Raw genomic sequence first — 13,365 nt, 5'->3', positions numbered from 1 at the left:
GGAGCCGACGGCGCGCGGGGGTGATACGCCGCGGCGGCGTCCCGGACCGCTCGACCCGCGTAGGCTCGCGGCGTGGATGACGAAGACCGGATCGCCCTGTTCCTCGACTACGAGAACCTCGCGCTCGGTGCGCGGGACCATCTCGGGGCCAGCTTCGACCTCCGGCCGATCGCCGACGCGCTCGCCGAGCGCGGTCGGGTCGTCGCGCGGCGCGCCTACGCCGACTGGTCCTACTTCGACGAGGACCGCCGCATGCTCACCCGCGCCCACGTGGAGCTGATCGAGATGCCGCAGCGGATGGGCGCCTCGCGCAAGAACGCCGCCGACATCAAGATGGCCGTCGACGCGATCGAGCTGGCGTTCTCGCGCGACTACGTCTCGACGTTCGCGATCTGCACCGGCGACAGCGACTTCACCCCGCTCGTGCACAAGCTGCGCGAGCTCAACAAGCGCGTCATCGGTGTCGGGGTGCGGCACTCGACCTCGGCGATGCTGCCGCCCGCGTGCGACGAGTTCCTCTACTACGACGACCTCGCCGGGCTGGAGTCCCAGGAGCCGCCGCGACGGCGTGGCCGGGGCGGCAAGGCCGCCTCGTCGCCCGCTCCCGACGGCGGCGCCGCGGCGTCGGCGCCCGCCGCACCGTCCGCGCCGTCGCCCGCCGAGCCGGTCGCCGATCCCGAGACCGACGACGGCGCACCGACCTCCCGTGGCGACATCGCCGTGCTCGTGGCCCAGACGGTGGCGGGGCTCGAGCAGTCGTCGGGCTCCGGCGTCACCGCCTCGCTGCTCAAGCGCACGCTGCTGCGCAAGGACTCGACCTTCAACGAGGCCGACTACGGCTTCCGCGCGTTCGGCGAGCTCGTCCGACACCTCGCCGACCGTGGCGTGCTCGACGTCAGCGACGGTCCGGCCCAGGGCGACCCCGTGGTGCGGCTGAGCGAGCGCGGCAGCCGTGAGGAGGCCTTCGGGCTGCTGCGTGCCGCCGTCGAGGAGGTGGGGAAGGGCCAGCCGGTGCCGCTCAGCGGCCTGAAGGACCACATCCGCCGCGACAACCCCGACTTCACCGAGAAGACGTTCGGCTACCGCTCGTTCCTGCAGTTCAGCCGGGCCGCGGAGACGGCAGGCGTGATCACGCTCGAGAAGAACGACGACGGCTACCTGGTGCGGCCGGCCTAGTCGTCGACCGGACGCTCAGACGGAGGCAGCCGAGCCGCCGCTCGTCCCGATCAGCCCCGAGGGCCGGTCGGCGAGCACCGACAGGACGAGCATCGTGCGGGTCCGGACGATGCTCGGCCGGCGGCGCAGGCTCTCGATCAGTCGCTCCAGGTGCGGCACGTCGAGGACCTGCACGCGCAGCACCGCGTCCGGCTCGCCGCTGACCGTCACCGCGCTCACGACCTCCTCGAGGCCGCTGATCGTGGACAGCACGTCGCGTGGTGTCGTCTTCTCGGCGCAGTAGACCTCGACGATCGCCTCGAACCCGGCGCCGAGCCGCGTGGTGTCGATGACGGCGGCGTAGCCCTGCACGACGCCCGAGTCCTCGAGCCGGTCGACGCGACGCTTGACGGTGGCGATCGAGATGTCCAGGTCGCGTGCGACATCGGCGAACGACCGGCGGCCGTCGCGGCGGAGGATCGCAAGGATCTTGCGATCGAGGTCGTCGAGTGTGGGCTTCGTTGCCATCGACGTCGAGGTTATCGACATGATCATTGCATGTGACCTGGATCACGCGTAGAGATGCCGCATGTTCGAGGAAGCGCAGCTCTACGCCCCTGTCACCGACGGCCCCGACGGCGCGCAGGTCCACCTCGCCGACGACCACCCCGGCGCGAACGACCCCGACTACCGCCGCCGCCGCAACGAGATCGCGCAGGCGGCGCTGTCCTGGGAGCCGGGGCAGCCGCTGCCGACCGTCGACTACACCGACGAGGAGCACGCGATCTGGGCGACCGTCAGCCGCGAGCTGCGCGCCAAGCACGAGACGTACGCGATCCGCGCGTTCCTCGAGGGCAAGGAGGCCCTCGCGCTGCCCGAGGACCACGTCCCGCAGCTGCAGGAGGTCAGCGACCGGCTCTCGTCGCTCACCGGGTTCCGGCTGCACCCGGCCGCCGGGCTGGTGCCGCTCGACGTCTTCTACGGCTCGCTCGCCGACCGCGTGTTCCACTCCACGCAGTACCTGCGGCACGGCTCCACACCGCTGTACACGCCGGAGCCGGACATCCTCCACGAGATCGTGGGCCACGGGAACCTGCTCGCCTCGCCCGAGGTCGCCGAGGTCAAGCGCCTCGCGGGCGAGGCCGCCCGCCGGTGCGAGACCGAGGCGGGGCTGCAGTTCGTCGCCGACGTCTTCTGGTTCACGATCGAGTTCGGCGTCATGCACGAGCACGGCGAGCTGCGCTGCTACGGCGCCGGCCTGCTGTCCTCCTACGGCGAGATCGAGGAGTTCCGCGGCGCCGAGATCCGCCCGCTGGACTTCCACGAGATGGGCACCTTCGACTACGACATCACGCACTACCAGCCGGTGCTCTTCGCCTGCGACGGGATGTCGGAGCTCACCGAGCGCGTCGGCGGGTTCTTCGCGGAGTTCACCGACGAGACGCCGGCCCGGTTGGCCGCCGGCGCCAAGGTCGCCTGAGCCGACGCCGCCCGACCGACGCCGTCGAGATCGAGGTTCTGCGTCGAGATCGAGGAAACAACTCCTCGATCTCGACCCAACACCTCGATCTCGGCGGGAGGGCACGCGAGAGGGGCGCACGGTGGGGGCACGCCGTGGCATCCTCGTGGCGCCTCCTAGAGTGACCCGGGTGAGCGGGGCGGTCGAGACTCCAGGGGACCCGGCCGTCCCTGACCGCGGCGCGGGCGCCGTCGTGACCGTCGTGCTCGCGGCGCTGAGCATGCTCGGCCCGTTCACGATCGACACGGTCTTCCCCGCGTTCGCGCGCATGGGTGCCGAGCTCGGCGCCGACGCGACCGCGATGCAGCAGGTGACGAGCGTCTACATGCTGGCGTTCGCCGTCATGAGCGTCTTCCACGGCCCGATCTCGGACGCCCTCGGGCGCAAGCCGGTGATGGTCGCTGGCCTCGTCGGGTACGTCGTGGCCTCGGTCGGCTGCGCGCTCGCGCCGAACCTCGCGGTGCTGCTCGTCATGCGCACCCTGCAGGGCACCTGCGCGGGGGCCGCGACGATCGTGTCGCGCGTCGTCGTGCGCGACATGTTCGCCGGACCGGCGGCGCACCGGCTGATGAGCCGGATCATGATGATCTTCAGCGTCGCACCGGCGATCGCGCCCGTGGCCGGTGGCTGGCTGCTGCAGGTGGGGGACTGGCGCACCATCTTCTGGGCCGTCGCCGGCTACGGCGCGCTGGCGGCGCTGGCCGTGCTGGTCGTGCTGCCCGAGACCCACCCGCCGCAGGAGCGCTCACCGCTGCGGGTCGGTGCGGTGGTGCGCTCGCTGGTGCTCGTGGGGCGGCACCCACGGATGGTGCGGCTCGCGCTCGTCACGGCGTTCGTGATGGCGGGGCAGTTCGTCTACATCATGGGCGCCCCGATCATCGTCGTCGACCTGTTCGGGCTCGGCGAGCGCGACTTCTGGGTGCTGTTCGTCCCGATCATCGGTGGCCTGATGGTCGGTGCGTGGCTGTCGGGGCGGCTGGCCGAGCGGGTCCCACGCACCCGCCTCGTCGACCTGGCGCTGGCGGTCGGGCTGCTGGCGGCGGTGCTCAACGTCGCGATCGTGGCCGGAGCGCCCCGGCTGCCGTTCGCGATGATCGGGCCGGCGCTGCTCGCGCTCGCGATCGCCGTGGCGTTCCCCGCGATCCAGCTCGAGATCCTCGACGGCTTCCCGCACCACCGCGGCGCGGCCGCCTCGCTGGGCACGTTCGCCTCGCTCGCCTTCAACGCCGTGCTCGCCGGCGCGATCGTGCCGCTCGTCGCCGGCAGCCTCCTGGAGGTGGCGACGACGGCGCTGCTGCTGACCCTGCTCGGTCTCGGGCTGTGGGTGCTGCACCGGCGCGCCGACCGCCACGCGTGAGATGACGCTGGAACGCGTGCCACCCGGCCTGTTAGCGTTCACATCCATGACTGCGCTGCGTGCGGTGATCGACCTCGACGTCGAGGGACCGCGGATCAACAAGCACCTCTACGGCCACTTCGCCGAGCACCTCGGCCGCTGCATCTACGGCGGCTTCTACGTGGGCGAGGACTCCGACATCCCGAACGAGGGCGGGATCCGGCTCGACGTCGTCGAGGCCCTCCGCGCGCTCCGGATCCCGAACCTGCGGTGGCCGGGCGGCTGCTTCGCCGACGAGTACCACTGGATGGACGGCATCGGTCCCAAGGAGGACCGGCCCCGGATGATCAACACGCACTGGGGCGACGTCGAGGAGAACAACCACTTCGGCACGCACGAGTTCATGGCGCTGTGCGAGATGCTCGGTGCCGACCCCTACGTCAACGGCAACGTCGGCTCGGGCACCGTCAAGGAGATGAGCGACTGGGTCGAGTACCTGACCCGTGACGGCGACTCCCCGATGGTGCGGCTGCGCAAGGCCAACGGGCGCGAGAAGGCCTGGCGGGTGCCGTTCTGGGGCATCGGCAACGAGGCGTGGGGCTGCGGCGGCAACATGAGCGCCGAGCACTACGCCGAGGAGCTGCGCCGCTACGCGACCTTCTGCCGCGACCACGGCGACAACAAGCTCTACCGGATCGCGGCAGGCGCCGCCGACGACGACTACCGCTGGACCGAGACGCTGATGAAGGCGATCAGCTGCCTCGGCTGCACCCGCGAGCCCCGCAACATCTTCCAGGGCCTCACCTTCCACTACTACACGGTGCCTGGCCCCTGGGAGCACAAGGGCAGCGCGACCGAGTTCGGCGACGACGAGTACTACACGACCCTCGCCAAGGCCGCCCGTGTGGAGGAGCTGATCGCCGGCCACTCCGCCGTCATGGACTGCTACGACCCGCACAAGCGGGTCGGCCTGATCCTCGACGAGTGGGGCACCTGGTACGACGTCGAGCCCGGCACCAACCCGGGGTTCCTGTACCAGCAGAACACCATGCGCGACGCACTGGTCGCCTCGGTGCACTTCGACGCTTTCCATCGGCACGCCGACCGGCTCGTGATGGCCAACATCGCGCAGACCGTCAACGTGCTGCAGGCGATGATCCTCACCGACCCCGACACGCAGGAGCTGGTGGTCACGCCCACGTACCACGTGTTCGAGATGAACAAGGGGCACCAGGACGCCGCGTCGCTCGCCGTGCACCTGCTGGGCGACGACAACGCGATCGAGGTCGGCGACCGCTCGCTGAACCGGGTCTCGGCGTCGGCGTCGGTCAAGGACGGCCGGGCGCTGGTGTCGCTGTCCAACCTCCACCTGACCGAGCCCGTCGAGGTCACGCTCGACCTGCGCGGTCGGGTGGTCGCCGAGGTCAGCGGCCGGCTGCTCACCGCGCCCGAGGTCGCCGCCCACAACACCTCCGGGCGTCCCGACGCCGTCGCCCCCGCCGCGTTCGAGGTCGGCGCCGTGACGGACGGGAAGCTGCCGGTCACGCTGCCGCCGCACTCGTTCGCGACCGTCGAGCTCGCGCTCACGCCGGAGGGGTAGACCTGCCCGCGCCGCGGGCACCGCCCGCGGCGCGCGGCCTCCTAGGATGTGACAGCCGAGCAGGCGCTCGCCGGCCGGCTGGATCGACCAGGGGGTCTGCACGACATGGCCGCGACGTTCAACTCACCACCCGGCTGGCCCAAGCCCCCCGAGGGCTGGACGCCACCGCCCGGGTGGGCACCCGACCCCTCGTGGCCGCCGGCGCCCGAGGGCTGGCAGTTCTGGGTCGACGACGCCGCACCCGCGGCTTCGGCGCAGCAGCCGCCTGCCGCCGACCCGTTCGCGACCCAGACGATGGGCAGCCAGCCCACCCAGGTGATGCCGAACGCGGGCCCGCCCGCTCCGCAGGGCGCTCCGGGAGCCGGCTCCGGTCCGGGTCTGTACAGCTACGCGCCGAGCGCTGGTCTGGAGCAGCCGGGCGCCTCGCCCTACGGCGGGCCCGGCCAGGCCGGACCGGGTGGTCCGGGAGGGCCCGGGATGCCTGGCCCCGGCGGTCAGCCGGGGTACCCGGGCGGTCCGCAGCCCAAGCAGCGCAACACGGCCGCGATCGTCGTCGTCTGCGTGATCGCGGCGCTCGTGCTCGCGCTGGGCGCGTGGGGGATCTCGTCGCTGCTCGGCGGCGGCGGTGACGAGCCCGACCCGACGGTCGCGCCCACCACGGCCGAGCCGACCGACGAGCCCACGGACGACCCGACCACCGACGAGCCGACGGACGAGCCCACCGACGAGCCGACCGACGACGCCACCGACCCGCCAGCCGGCGGCGACGGCGTCGTCGAGCTCACCGGCGACCAGCCGGCCGTGGCGGTCGGCGTCGACGGCGACCCGATCGCCGAGCTGCGGCTCGCGGAGGTCGTGGCCGACTGGCAGCCCGGCGCCGACAGCATGTTCTGCAGCGAGGCGGAGAACGGCCAGTACCTCGCGCTGCGGTTCGACATCACGACGCTGCCGGCGCTCGCGCAGGAGGACCCGCCGACCTACACCCTGATCGGCTGGGAGATCGGGGCCGAGGTCGATGGCGCGAAGCTCGAGGCCAATGGGTTCGGTGCCGGCATCTTCTGCCTCGACGAGAGCCAGAGCGCGCCGAGCGAGATGCAGCCCGACAAGGAGTACGAGGGCTGGGTGCTGCTCGACGTGCCGACGAGCGTCACCGCCGTGACGTACGCCAACATCTTCGACTTCTCCGGCGAGAGCCAGTCCTACCGCTGGGTGCTCGCCGACCAGTGACGGCACCGCGTGCCCGGGCCGGCCAGGTGCCGGTCCGGGCGCGTCGCACTCCGGAGAGTGGCCGGAACCCGCCCGATAGGGCACAATGGCGGCAACGAGCCGTGGTCGTCTCTGGACGGCGCCGGGCGAGATGCGTAGGGGAAGACGAATCTCGACCGAGTCGGAAGGAGCGGCGATGCCAGCTGTGGCGTCAGGTGTGAGCACCCGCGGTGTCGTCTTCGTGCACTCTGCACCCCGGGCGCTGTGCCCGCACGTGGAGTGGGCGATCGGGTCCGTGCTGGGCACGCGCGTGTCCATGGAGTGGGCGGCGCAGCCTGCTGCACCCGGCCTGTTCCGGACCGAGCTGTCCTGGACCGGCCCGGTGGGCACCGGCGCGCGGCTGGCGTCCGCGCTGCGCGGGTGGACCCACCTGCGCTACGAGGTCACCGAGGAGGCCTCACGGGGCACCGACGGCGGTCGCTGGAGCCACACGCCCGACCTGGGCATCTTCTACGCGCAGACCGACGTGCACGGCAACGTCGTCGTGCCCGAGGACCGGATCCGTGCCGCGATGGAGCACGTCGCCGACCCGGTGCGGCTGCGCCAGGAGCTCGACCTCGCGCTCGGGCAGGCCTGGGACGACGAGCTCGAGCCCTTCCGCTACGCCGGCGCGGGTGTGCCGGTGCGCTGGCTGCACCGCGTCGGCTGACCGTCGCAGCCCGGCGCTGCCAGCGAGCTCGTACCTCGCTGCCGATCTCGTGGCGTGCACCGTACGAGATCGGCAGCCGGCTACGAGATCGCGCGCGGCGGCGTCCGGCTGCGCGCGACGGCGTGGGGGAGCGGCTGCTCAGACGCTGGCGATGATGAGGCTGGCGTTGTGGCCGCCGAAGCCGAAGCCGTTGTTGAACGCCGCGACGTCGCCGGCGGGCAGGTCGCGCGGCACGTCCCGCACGAGGTCGATCGGCAGGTCGGGCTCGGGCTGGGTGACGTTGATCGTCGGGGGCGCCTTGCGGTCGCGCAGGGCGAGCACGGTGAAGATCGTCTCCAGCGCACCGGCACCACCGAGGAGGTGACCGGTCATCGACTTCGTCGCGGACACGGCCGCACGGTCGCCCAGCACCTTGGCGATCACACCGGCCTCGCCCATGTCGCCGACCGGGGTCGACGTCGCGTGCGCGTTGACGTGGACGATGTCGGAGGCGCTGAGCTCGGACTCGGCGAGCGCGGCGCGCATGGCGCGCTCCTGGCCCTCGGGCGACGGCGCCGCGATGTCCGCGGCGTCGGAGGTGATGCCGAAGCCGGCGATGCGGGCGTAGATGTGGGCGCCGCGCGCACGCGCGTGAGACTCGCGCTCGAGCACGACGATGCCGGCACCCTCGCCCATGACGAAGCCGTCGCGCGTGACGTCGTAGGGGCGTGACGCCCCCTGCGGGTCGTCGTTGCGGGTCGACAGCGCCTGCATGCGCGCGAAGGCTGCGAGGGGCAGCGGGTGGATCGGGGCCTCGGTGCCGCCGGCGAGGACGACGTCGGCACGCCCCGAGAGGATGATCTGGGCCGCGTAGCCGATCGCCTCGGCACCGGACGCGCACGCCGACACCGGCGTGTGCGCGCCGGCGCGGGCGCCGACGAGCATCGACACCTGCGCCGAGGGTGCGTTCGGCATGAGCATCGGCACCGTGAGCGGGGAGACCCGGCGGGGGCCCTTCTCCTTGTAGTTGTCCCACTGCGACAGCAGCGTCCAGACGCCGCCGATCCCGGAGGCGACGACGGTCGCCAGCCGGGTGGGGTCGAGCTCGGGGCTGCCGGCGTCGGCCCAGGCCTCGCGCGCCGCGACGACGGCGTACTGCGCGCTCGGGTCCATGCGGCGCGTCTCGGGGACGCTGAGCACCTCGGCGGCCGGCACGGCGAGCTCGCCGGCGAACCGGACCGGGGCGTCGTACTGCTCGACCCAGTCGTGCTCGAGGCTGTTCACCCCGGAGCGACCTGCGAGCGCGGCCTCCCACGTGCTGGCCACGTCACCGCCCAGCGGGCTGGTGACGCCGAGTCCGGTGATCACGACGTGGTTGGTCACGGCTGGTCGCTCCTCCTCAGTGGTACGGGTGGGCGGACGGGTGCCGCGCCGATCGGCAGCGGCACCCGTCCCGCGGTCAGGACTGCGCCTGCGCGATGTAGCGGACGGCGTCGCCCACGGTGGCGAGGTTCTTGACCTCTTCGTCGGGGATGGTCACGCCGAACTTCTCCTCGGCGACCGACACGACGGTCATCATCGTGAGCGAGTCGATGTCGAGGTCCTCGGTGAAGGACTTGTCGGTGGTGACGGCGTCGGTCGGCAGACCCGTCTCCTCGTTGACGATCTCGGCCAGGCCGGCGAGGATCTCGTCTTCGCTGTGCGCCATGCTGGGTGCTCCCTTTCTGGAGACGGTAGGTGTTCGCGGTCGTGGGTGACCGTTGGCGGGACTCAGTGTTGCGGACGCGGCGCCGCTGGTGACGGCAACGCGCTGTGGTCGGCGGGGATCACGGCAGGATCACCACCTGGCCGGCGAACGCCATTCCGGCGCCGAAGCCGATCTGCAGGGCGACGTCACCGGACCTGGCGTCTCCCTCGCGCAGCAGCCGCTCGGTGGCGAGCGGGATCGAGGCCGCGGAGGTGTTGCCGGTGTCGGCGATGTCACGGCCGACGACGACGTCGTCGCGCAGCTTGAGGGTCTTGAGCAGCTGGTCGGTGATCCGCATGTTCGCCTGGTGCGGGACGAACACGTCGATGTCGGCGGGCGTGAGACCGGCCGCCTCGATCGTGCGCAGCGCCAGCTTGGGGATGTTCGTGATGACCCACTTGAAGACGGTCGGGCCCTGCTGGCGCAGCGTCGGCGTCACCATCTGGGACACCTCCTCGGCGAGCTCGGGCCGGGCCGGCACGGGCTCGCCGAGCTCCTCGCGGCGGTAGTCGAGCCAGGAGCGGGTCTGGTAGATCGCGCTCGCCAGGCTGCCGTCGCTGCCCCAGACGGTCGGGCCGATGCGCGGCTCGTCGGAGGGGCCGACGACCGCGGCGCCTGCGCCGTCGCCCAGCAGGAACGAGATCGTGCGGTCGGTGGGGTCGATGAAGTCGCTCATCCGCTCCACGCCGACGACGAGCACGTGGCGCGCGGTGCCGGAGCGCACGAGCGCGTCCGCCTGCGCGATGCCGTAGCAGTAGCCGGCGCATGCGGCGGAGATGTCGTAGGCGGCCGCCGGGGTGGCGCCGAGCCGCTCGGTCAGCAGGGTGGCCAGCGCGGGGGTCTGCTCGAAGTGCGTGACGGTCGCGACGACGACGGCGTCGAGGTCGGCCGGCTCGATGCCGGCCTTGCCCAGGGCGTCCTCGGCGGCCGCGGCCGCGAGATCGAGGACGCTGGTGCCCTCGTCGGCACGGACCCGGGTACGGATGCCGGTGCGCTGGACGATCCACTCGTCCGAGGAGTTGATCGGCCCGACGATGTCGTCGTTGGGCACGAGGTTCTCGCCGCGGGAGCCGCCGATGGCGACGATGCGCGAGCCGGCGACCGGCGGCGCGAGACGGAGGGCGGTCATCGGGACTCCTCGGAGGTGTCGGTGCGGTGACGGGCGACGAGGTCGGCGGCGGCGTCGAGGTCGGCGGGGCTCTTGACGGCCACGACCTCGACGCCGGGCAGGCTGCGGCGGGCGAGCCCGGCGAGCACGCCGCCGGGCGCGAGCTCGACGGCCGCGGTGACGCCCAGGTCGGCGAGCGTCGCCTGGCAGGCGTCCCAACGGACCGGGCGCGCGATCTGGGCGACCATGCTCTCGAGGGCGGCGGTGCCCGAAGGCACGACGCCGCCGTCGGCGTTGGTGAGCAGCGTGAGCGCCGGGTCGGACGGCGTGAGCGCCGCGGCCGCTGCGGCGACGGCCTCGACCGCGGGTCGCATGTGGTCGGTGTGGAACGCCCCGGCGACCGGGAGCGGGATGACGCGCGCCTTCGCCGGCGCGGCCTCCTTGAGCCGAGCCAGGTCCGCGAGCGTGCCGGCCGCGACCACCTGGCCGCCGCCGTTGACGTTGGCCGGCACGAGGCCGTGGGCCCGGATGGTCCGGATCACCTCGTCGGGGTCGCCGCCGACGACGGCGGACATCCCGGTCGGCGTCGTGGCGGCCGCCTCGGCCATCGCCCGGCCGCGGGTCGCGACGAGCGCGAGCGCGTCCTCGTCGTCGAGCACGCCGGCGACGGCGCCGGCGGCGTACTCGCCGACCGAGTGGCCGGCCGCCGCGCCCGCCCAGGCGGTGTGCGGTCCCGTGCGCTCGGTCAGCGCGGCGAGGCTGACGAGCGAGGCCGCGACGATCAGCGGCTGCGCCACCGCGGTGTCGCGGATCGTCTCCGCGTCGGCGGTGGTGCCGAGGCCGAGGAGATCCACACCGGCGGCGGCCGCGTAGCGGTCGAGCCGCTCGCGGGTGCCGTCGATCTCCAGCCAGGCCTCGAGCATGCCCGGTGTCTGGGAGCCCTGACCCGGGCACAGGATGGCGATCACGCTGTCTACTCTCCCGTCCGAGGGACGCCGTCGAGCACGCCGGAACGGACCAACGTGCCGCAGCGACATTGTGGACACCCTACAAACGCCCGCGCACGTCGGCGGCTGCTAGGACGGCTCGTCGGCGCTGAGCCGGCCCGCGGCGAGCGCGATCTGCAGCACGAAGCCCTCGCGCGCGTCGGTCGGGTCCCACCCCGTGACGGCGCTGATGCGGCGCAGCCGGTAGCGCACGGTGTTCGGGTGCACGTAGAGCTGCCGAGCGGTCGCCTCGAGCGAGCGGCCGGCGTCGAGGTAGGCGCCGAGCGTCTCCAGCAGGTGGCCGCCCACGCCCAGCAGCGGCGTGTAGACCTCCGCCAGCAGCGTGCGCCGTGCATCCTCGTCGCCGATGAGCACCCGCTCGGGGAGCAGCTCGTCGGCGAGCACCGGACGCGGTGCCGAGGGCCAGGCGCGCGCCGCGACCAGGCCGGACAGCGCCGCCCGGGCCGAGCGGCCGGCGTCGGCGAGCCCGCGGACCTGCGGCCCGATGACGACCGGCCCGGGGCCGAACCGGTCGAGCAGCGTCGCCGCCTGCTCGCGCAGGTTCCCCTCGCCGCCGAGGACGACGACGAGCCGGTCGCCCTGGATGCCGACGAGCGCGTCCGAGGCGGCACGGCGGGCGGCGCGCCGCAGGTCCGCGGCGGAGACGTCGTCGAGGTGCTCGTCGACCGAGCCGACCATGACGATCGTGTTGCCGCGGCCCGCCCATCCCAGCGCCGCGACGCGCGAGCGCAGCCCGTCGTCGGGCTCGTCGCGCAGCAGCGAGTCGACGACGAGCGCCTCCAGGCGCGCATCCCACGCGCCGCGCGACTCGGCGGCGCGCGCGTAGACCTCGGCCGCCGAGAAGGCGACCTCGCGCGAGTACAGCAGCACGGCCTCGCGCAGCGCGCCGCGGTGCTCGGGCGCGGCCAGCGTGTCGGTGTGCGCCTCGACGATCTCGACGACGATCCGCACGAGCTGCAGCGTGTGCTGCAGCGAGATCGAGCGCGTGAGCTCCGGGGGAGCGGCGCGGAAGATCTCGGCCGCGTTGGAGGTGCCCCGGGTCGGGTTCTCGTACCAGGCGATGAAGCTCGCGATGCCGGCCTGCGCGACGAGGCCGATCCAGGACCGGTCCTCGGCCGGCAGCGCCCGGTACCACGCCAGCTCGGCGTCCAGCCGCGCCAGCGCGGCCGAGGTGAGCTGGTTGGTGCCGTGCCGCAGCCGACGCACCATGTCGTCGCTGCCGCGGGCACCGGCCCGGGGTCGGGTCTCCGACGTCATGCCGCCACGATAGGGCCTGGGTTGTGGAGTTCCCACAAGCACCGCGCCGATCGACCCCGCGTGTGGGACCGGGGCGCGACGATGGGCTCATGGAGCAGTACGTGAGCCTCGTGACCCTGGCGGTGCCGTCGTTGGAGGAGGCGCGCGACTTCTACGTGCACGGTCTCGGCTGGCACGCGGTCGTCGACGAGCAGGACGTCATCATGCTCCCGGTCGCGCCCGGGGTGCTGCTGTCGCTGTGGGACGTCGCCTCCTTCCGCGAGGAGGTGGGGGAGCCCGGCACCGGCCTGCCGCCGATCACGCTCGCGCACAACGTCGCCTCCGACGCGGAGGTCGACGCGGTGCTGGAGCGTGCCCGGGCGGCGGGTGCGCGCGAGGTTCGCGAGGCGCAGCGGCGGGACTGGGGCGGCTACAGCGGGTACGTCGTCGACCCGGCCGGGTACGCGTGGGAGGTCGCGCACGCGCCGGGCGACGCGGCTACCGCGGCGGTCGCCCGCAACCGCGAGTTCGCGCGCTCCCTCGCCGCGCCCCGGCAGGACCGCTGACACGACGACGCCGCCCGGGCGGACCCGGGCGGCGTCGGTCGACTGGTCGGCTGGCCTGGGTCGGCCTAGGTGTACTCGGTCAGCACGTTGGTGACAGTCGGCTGATCGGTGGCTTGCCTCCGCAGGCGGTGTGGGCTCGAGCGTAGTTGTAGTGCTTGAGCCATGGGGCCAGCGCGTCGGCTCGGGCGGTGTTCGAG

The 13,365-nt window shown here is 73.0% G+C and carries 13 protein-coding genes and 1 pseudogene; 7 read left to right on the top strand and 7 right to left on the bottom strand.

From position 1 onward, the window contains the following. Positions 1 to 72 precede the first annotated feature (72 nt). Positions 73 to 1,176 (top strand): NYN domain-containing protein, encoded by a 1,104-nt coding sequence (locus GPA02_RS05830; protein WP_156198968.1) that lies wholly within the window; start codon positions 73 to 75, stop codon positions 1,174 to 1,176. A 15-nt stretch (positions 1,177 to 1,191) separates the two neighbouring features. On the opposite strand, the gene GPA02_RS05825 is transcribed toward GPA02_RS05830, so the two are convergent. Continuing rightward, positions 1,192 to 1,683 carry an Lrp/AsnC family transcriptional regulator gene (locus tag GPA02_RS05825; RefSeq protein ID WP_156198967.1) on the bottom strand — a complete coding sequence of 164 codons (492 nt, stop codon included), beginning with the start codon at positions 1,681 to 1,683 and terminating at the stop codon, positions 1,192 to 1,194. A gap of 61 nt (positions 1,684 to 1,744) precedes the next feature. Between GPA02_RS05825 and GPA02_RS05820 the strand changes: the two genes are divergently transcribed. The 5 genes from GPA02_RS05820 to GPA02_RS05800 all read left to right on the top strand — a co-directional run bounded on the left by GPA02_RS05820 (position 1,745) and on the right by GPA02_RS05800 (position 7,525). Next, the gene (locus tag GPA02_RS05820; RefSeq protein ID WP_156198966.1) at positions 1,745 to 2,635 is read left to right on the top strand and encodes a phenylalanine 4-monooxygenase; all 891 of its coding nucleotides are present in this window, start codon (positions 1,745 to 1,747) and stop codon (positions 2,633 to 2,635) included. Positions 2,636 to 2,804: 169 nt separating this feature from the next. Beyond that, complete coding sequence (locus tag GPA02_RS05815; protein ID WP_240133912.1) at positions 2,805 to 4,031, top strand: multidrug effflux MFS transporter; 1,227 nt, start codon at positions 2,805 to 2,807, stop codon at positions 4,029 to 4,031. A 46-nt stretch (positions 4,032 to 4,077) separates the two neighbouring features. Then, on the top strand, positions 4,078 to 5,610 hold the full coding sequence (locus GPA02_RS05810; RefSeq protein WP_156198965.1) for an alpha-N-arabinofuranosidase: 1,533 nt from the start codon (positions 4,078 to 4,080) through the stop codon (positions 5,608 to 5,610). 105 nt (positions 5,611 to 5,715) lie between these two features. Then, positions 5,716 to 6,837, top strand: a complete 1,122-nt coding sequence (locus GPA02_RS05805) for a hypothetical protein (RefSeq protein WP_162457713.1) — start codon at positions 5,716 to 5,718, stop codon at positions 6,835 to 6,837. Between the two features lie 175 nt (positions 6,838 to 7,012). Continuing rightward, the gene (locus tag GPA02_RS05800; protein ID WP_156198963.1) at positions 7,013 to 7,525 is read left to right on the top strand and encodes a DUF3145 domain-containing protein; all 513 of its coding nucleotides are present in this window, start codon (positions 7,013 to 7,015) and stop codon (positions 7,523 to 7,525) included. Between the two features lie 138 nt (positions 7,526 to 7,663). Here the strand turns inward: GPA02_RS05800 and GPA02_RS05795 are convergent, their stop codons facing one another. The 5 genes from GPA02_RS05795 to GPA02_RS05775 all read right to left on the bottom strand — a co-directional run bounded on the left by GPA02_RS05795 (position 7,664) and on the right by GPA02_RS05775 (position 12,623). Continuing rightward, complete coding sequence (locus GPA02_RS05795; protein WP_156198962.1) at positions 7,664 to 8,887, bottom strand: beta-ketoacyl-[acyl-carrier-protein] synthase family protein; 1,224 nt, start codon at positions 8,885 to 8,887, stop codon at positions 7,664 to 7,666. A 76-nt stretch (positions 8,888 to 8,963) separates the two neighbouring features. Continuing rightward, on the bottom strand, positions 8,964 to 9,212 hold the full coding sequence (locus GPA02_RS05790) for an acyl carrier protein (RefSeq protein ID WP_156198961.1): 249 nt from the start codon (positions 9,210 to 9,212) through the stop codon (positions 8,964 to 8,966). Positions 9,213 to 9,330: 118 nt separating this feature from the next. Next, positions 9,331 to 10,380: a beta-ketoacyl-ACP synthase III gene (locus GPA02_RS05785; protein WP_156198960.1), complete on the bottom strand. Its 1,050-nt coding sequence runs from the start codon at positions 10,378 to 10,380 to the stop codon at positions 9,331 to 9,333. Next, positions 10,377 to 11,327, bottom strand: coding sequence for an ACP S-malonyltransferase (locus GPA02_RS05780; protein ID WP_156198959.1), 951 nt, complete (start codon positions 11,325 to 11,327; stop codon positions 10,377 to 10,379). Before GPA02_RS05780 ends, GPA02_RS05785 begins: the two co-directional genes overlap by 4 nt. Positions 11,328 to 11,435: 108 nt before the next feature. After that, positions 11,436 to 12,623, bottom strand: a complete 1,188-nt coding sequence (locus GPA02_RS05775) for a PucR family transcriptional regulator (protein WP_156198958.1) — start codon at positions 12,621 to 12,623, stop codon at positions 11,436 to 11,438. 89 nt (positions 12,624 to 12,712) lie between these two features. On the opposite strand from GPA02_RS05775, the gene GPA02_RS05770 reads away from it, so the two are divergent. Further along, positions 12,713 to 13,168: a VOC family protein gene (locus tag GPA02_RS05770; RefSeq protein WP_156198957.1), complete on the top strand. Its 456-nt coding sequence runs from the start codon at positions 12,713 to 12,715 to the stop codon at positions 13,166 to 13,168. Between the two features lie 79 nt (positions 13,169 to 13,247). Here GPA02_RS05770 and GPA02_RS05765 read toward each other — a convergent pair. After that, positions 13,248 to 13,365 (bottom strand): annotated as a pseudogene (locus GPA02_RS05765) (IS481 family transposase); the annotation flags it as partial.

It is taken from the genome of Actinotalea caeni, assembly GCF_009733795.1.
GTDB lineage: Bacteria > Actinomycetota > Actinomycetes > Actinomycetales > Beutenbergiaceae > Pseudactinotalea > Pseudactinotalea caeni.
This window is presented reverse-complemented; position numbering and strand designations above follow the sequence as displayed.

Bases quoted from the DNA above. Each gene is read 5' to 3' on its own strand.
- GPA02_RS05825 (WP_156198967.1), bottom strand. From the start codon at position 1,683: ATGGCAACGAAGCCCACACTCGACGACCTCGATCGCAAGATCCTTGCG.
- GPA02_RS05820 (WP_156198966.1), top strand. From the start codon at position 1,745: ATGTTCGAGGAAGCGCAGCTCTACGCCCCTGTCACCGACGGCCCCGAC.
- GPA02_RS05810 (WP_156198965.1), top strand. From the start codon at position 4,078: ATGACTGCGCTGCGTGCGGTGATCGACCTCGACGTCGAGGGACCGCGG.
- GPA02_RS05805 (WP_162457713.1), top strand. From the start codon at position 5,716: ATGGCCGCGACGTTCAACTCACCACCCGGCTGGCCCAAGCCCCCCGAG.
- GPA02_RS05800 (WP_156198963.1), top strand. From the start codon at position 7,013: ATGCCAGCTGTGGCGTCAGGTGTGAGCACCCGCGGTGTCGTCTTCGTG.
- GPA02_RS05790 (WP_156198961.1), bottom strand. From the start codon at position 9,212: ATGGCGCACAGCGAAGACGAGATCCTCGCCGGCCTGGCCGAGATCGTC.
- GPA02_RS05785 (WP_156198960.1), bottom strand. From the start codon at position 10,380: ATGACCGCCCTCCGTCTCGCGCCGCCGGTCGCCGGCTCGCGCATCGTC.
- GPA02_RS05775 (WP_156198958.1), bottom strand. From the start codon at position 12,623: ATGACGTCGGAGACCCGACCCCGGGCCGGTGCCCGCGGCAGCGACGAC.
- GPA02_RS05770 (WP_156198957.1), top strand. From the start codon at position 12,713: ATGGAGCAGTACGTGAGCCTCGTGACCCTGGCGGTGCCGTCGTTGGAG.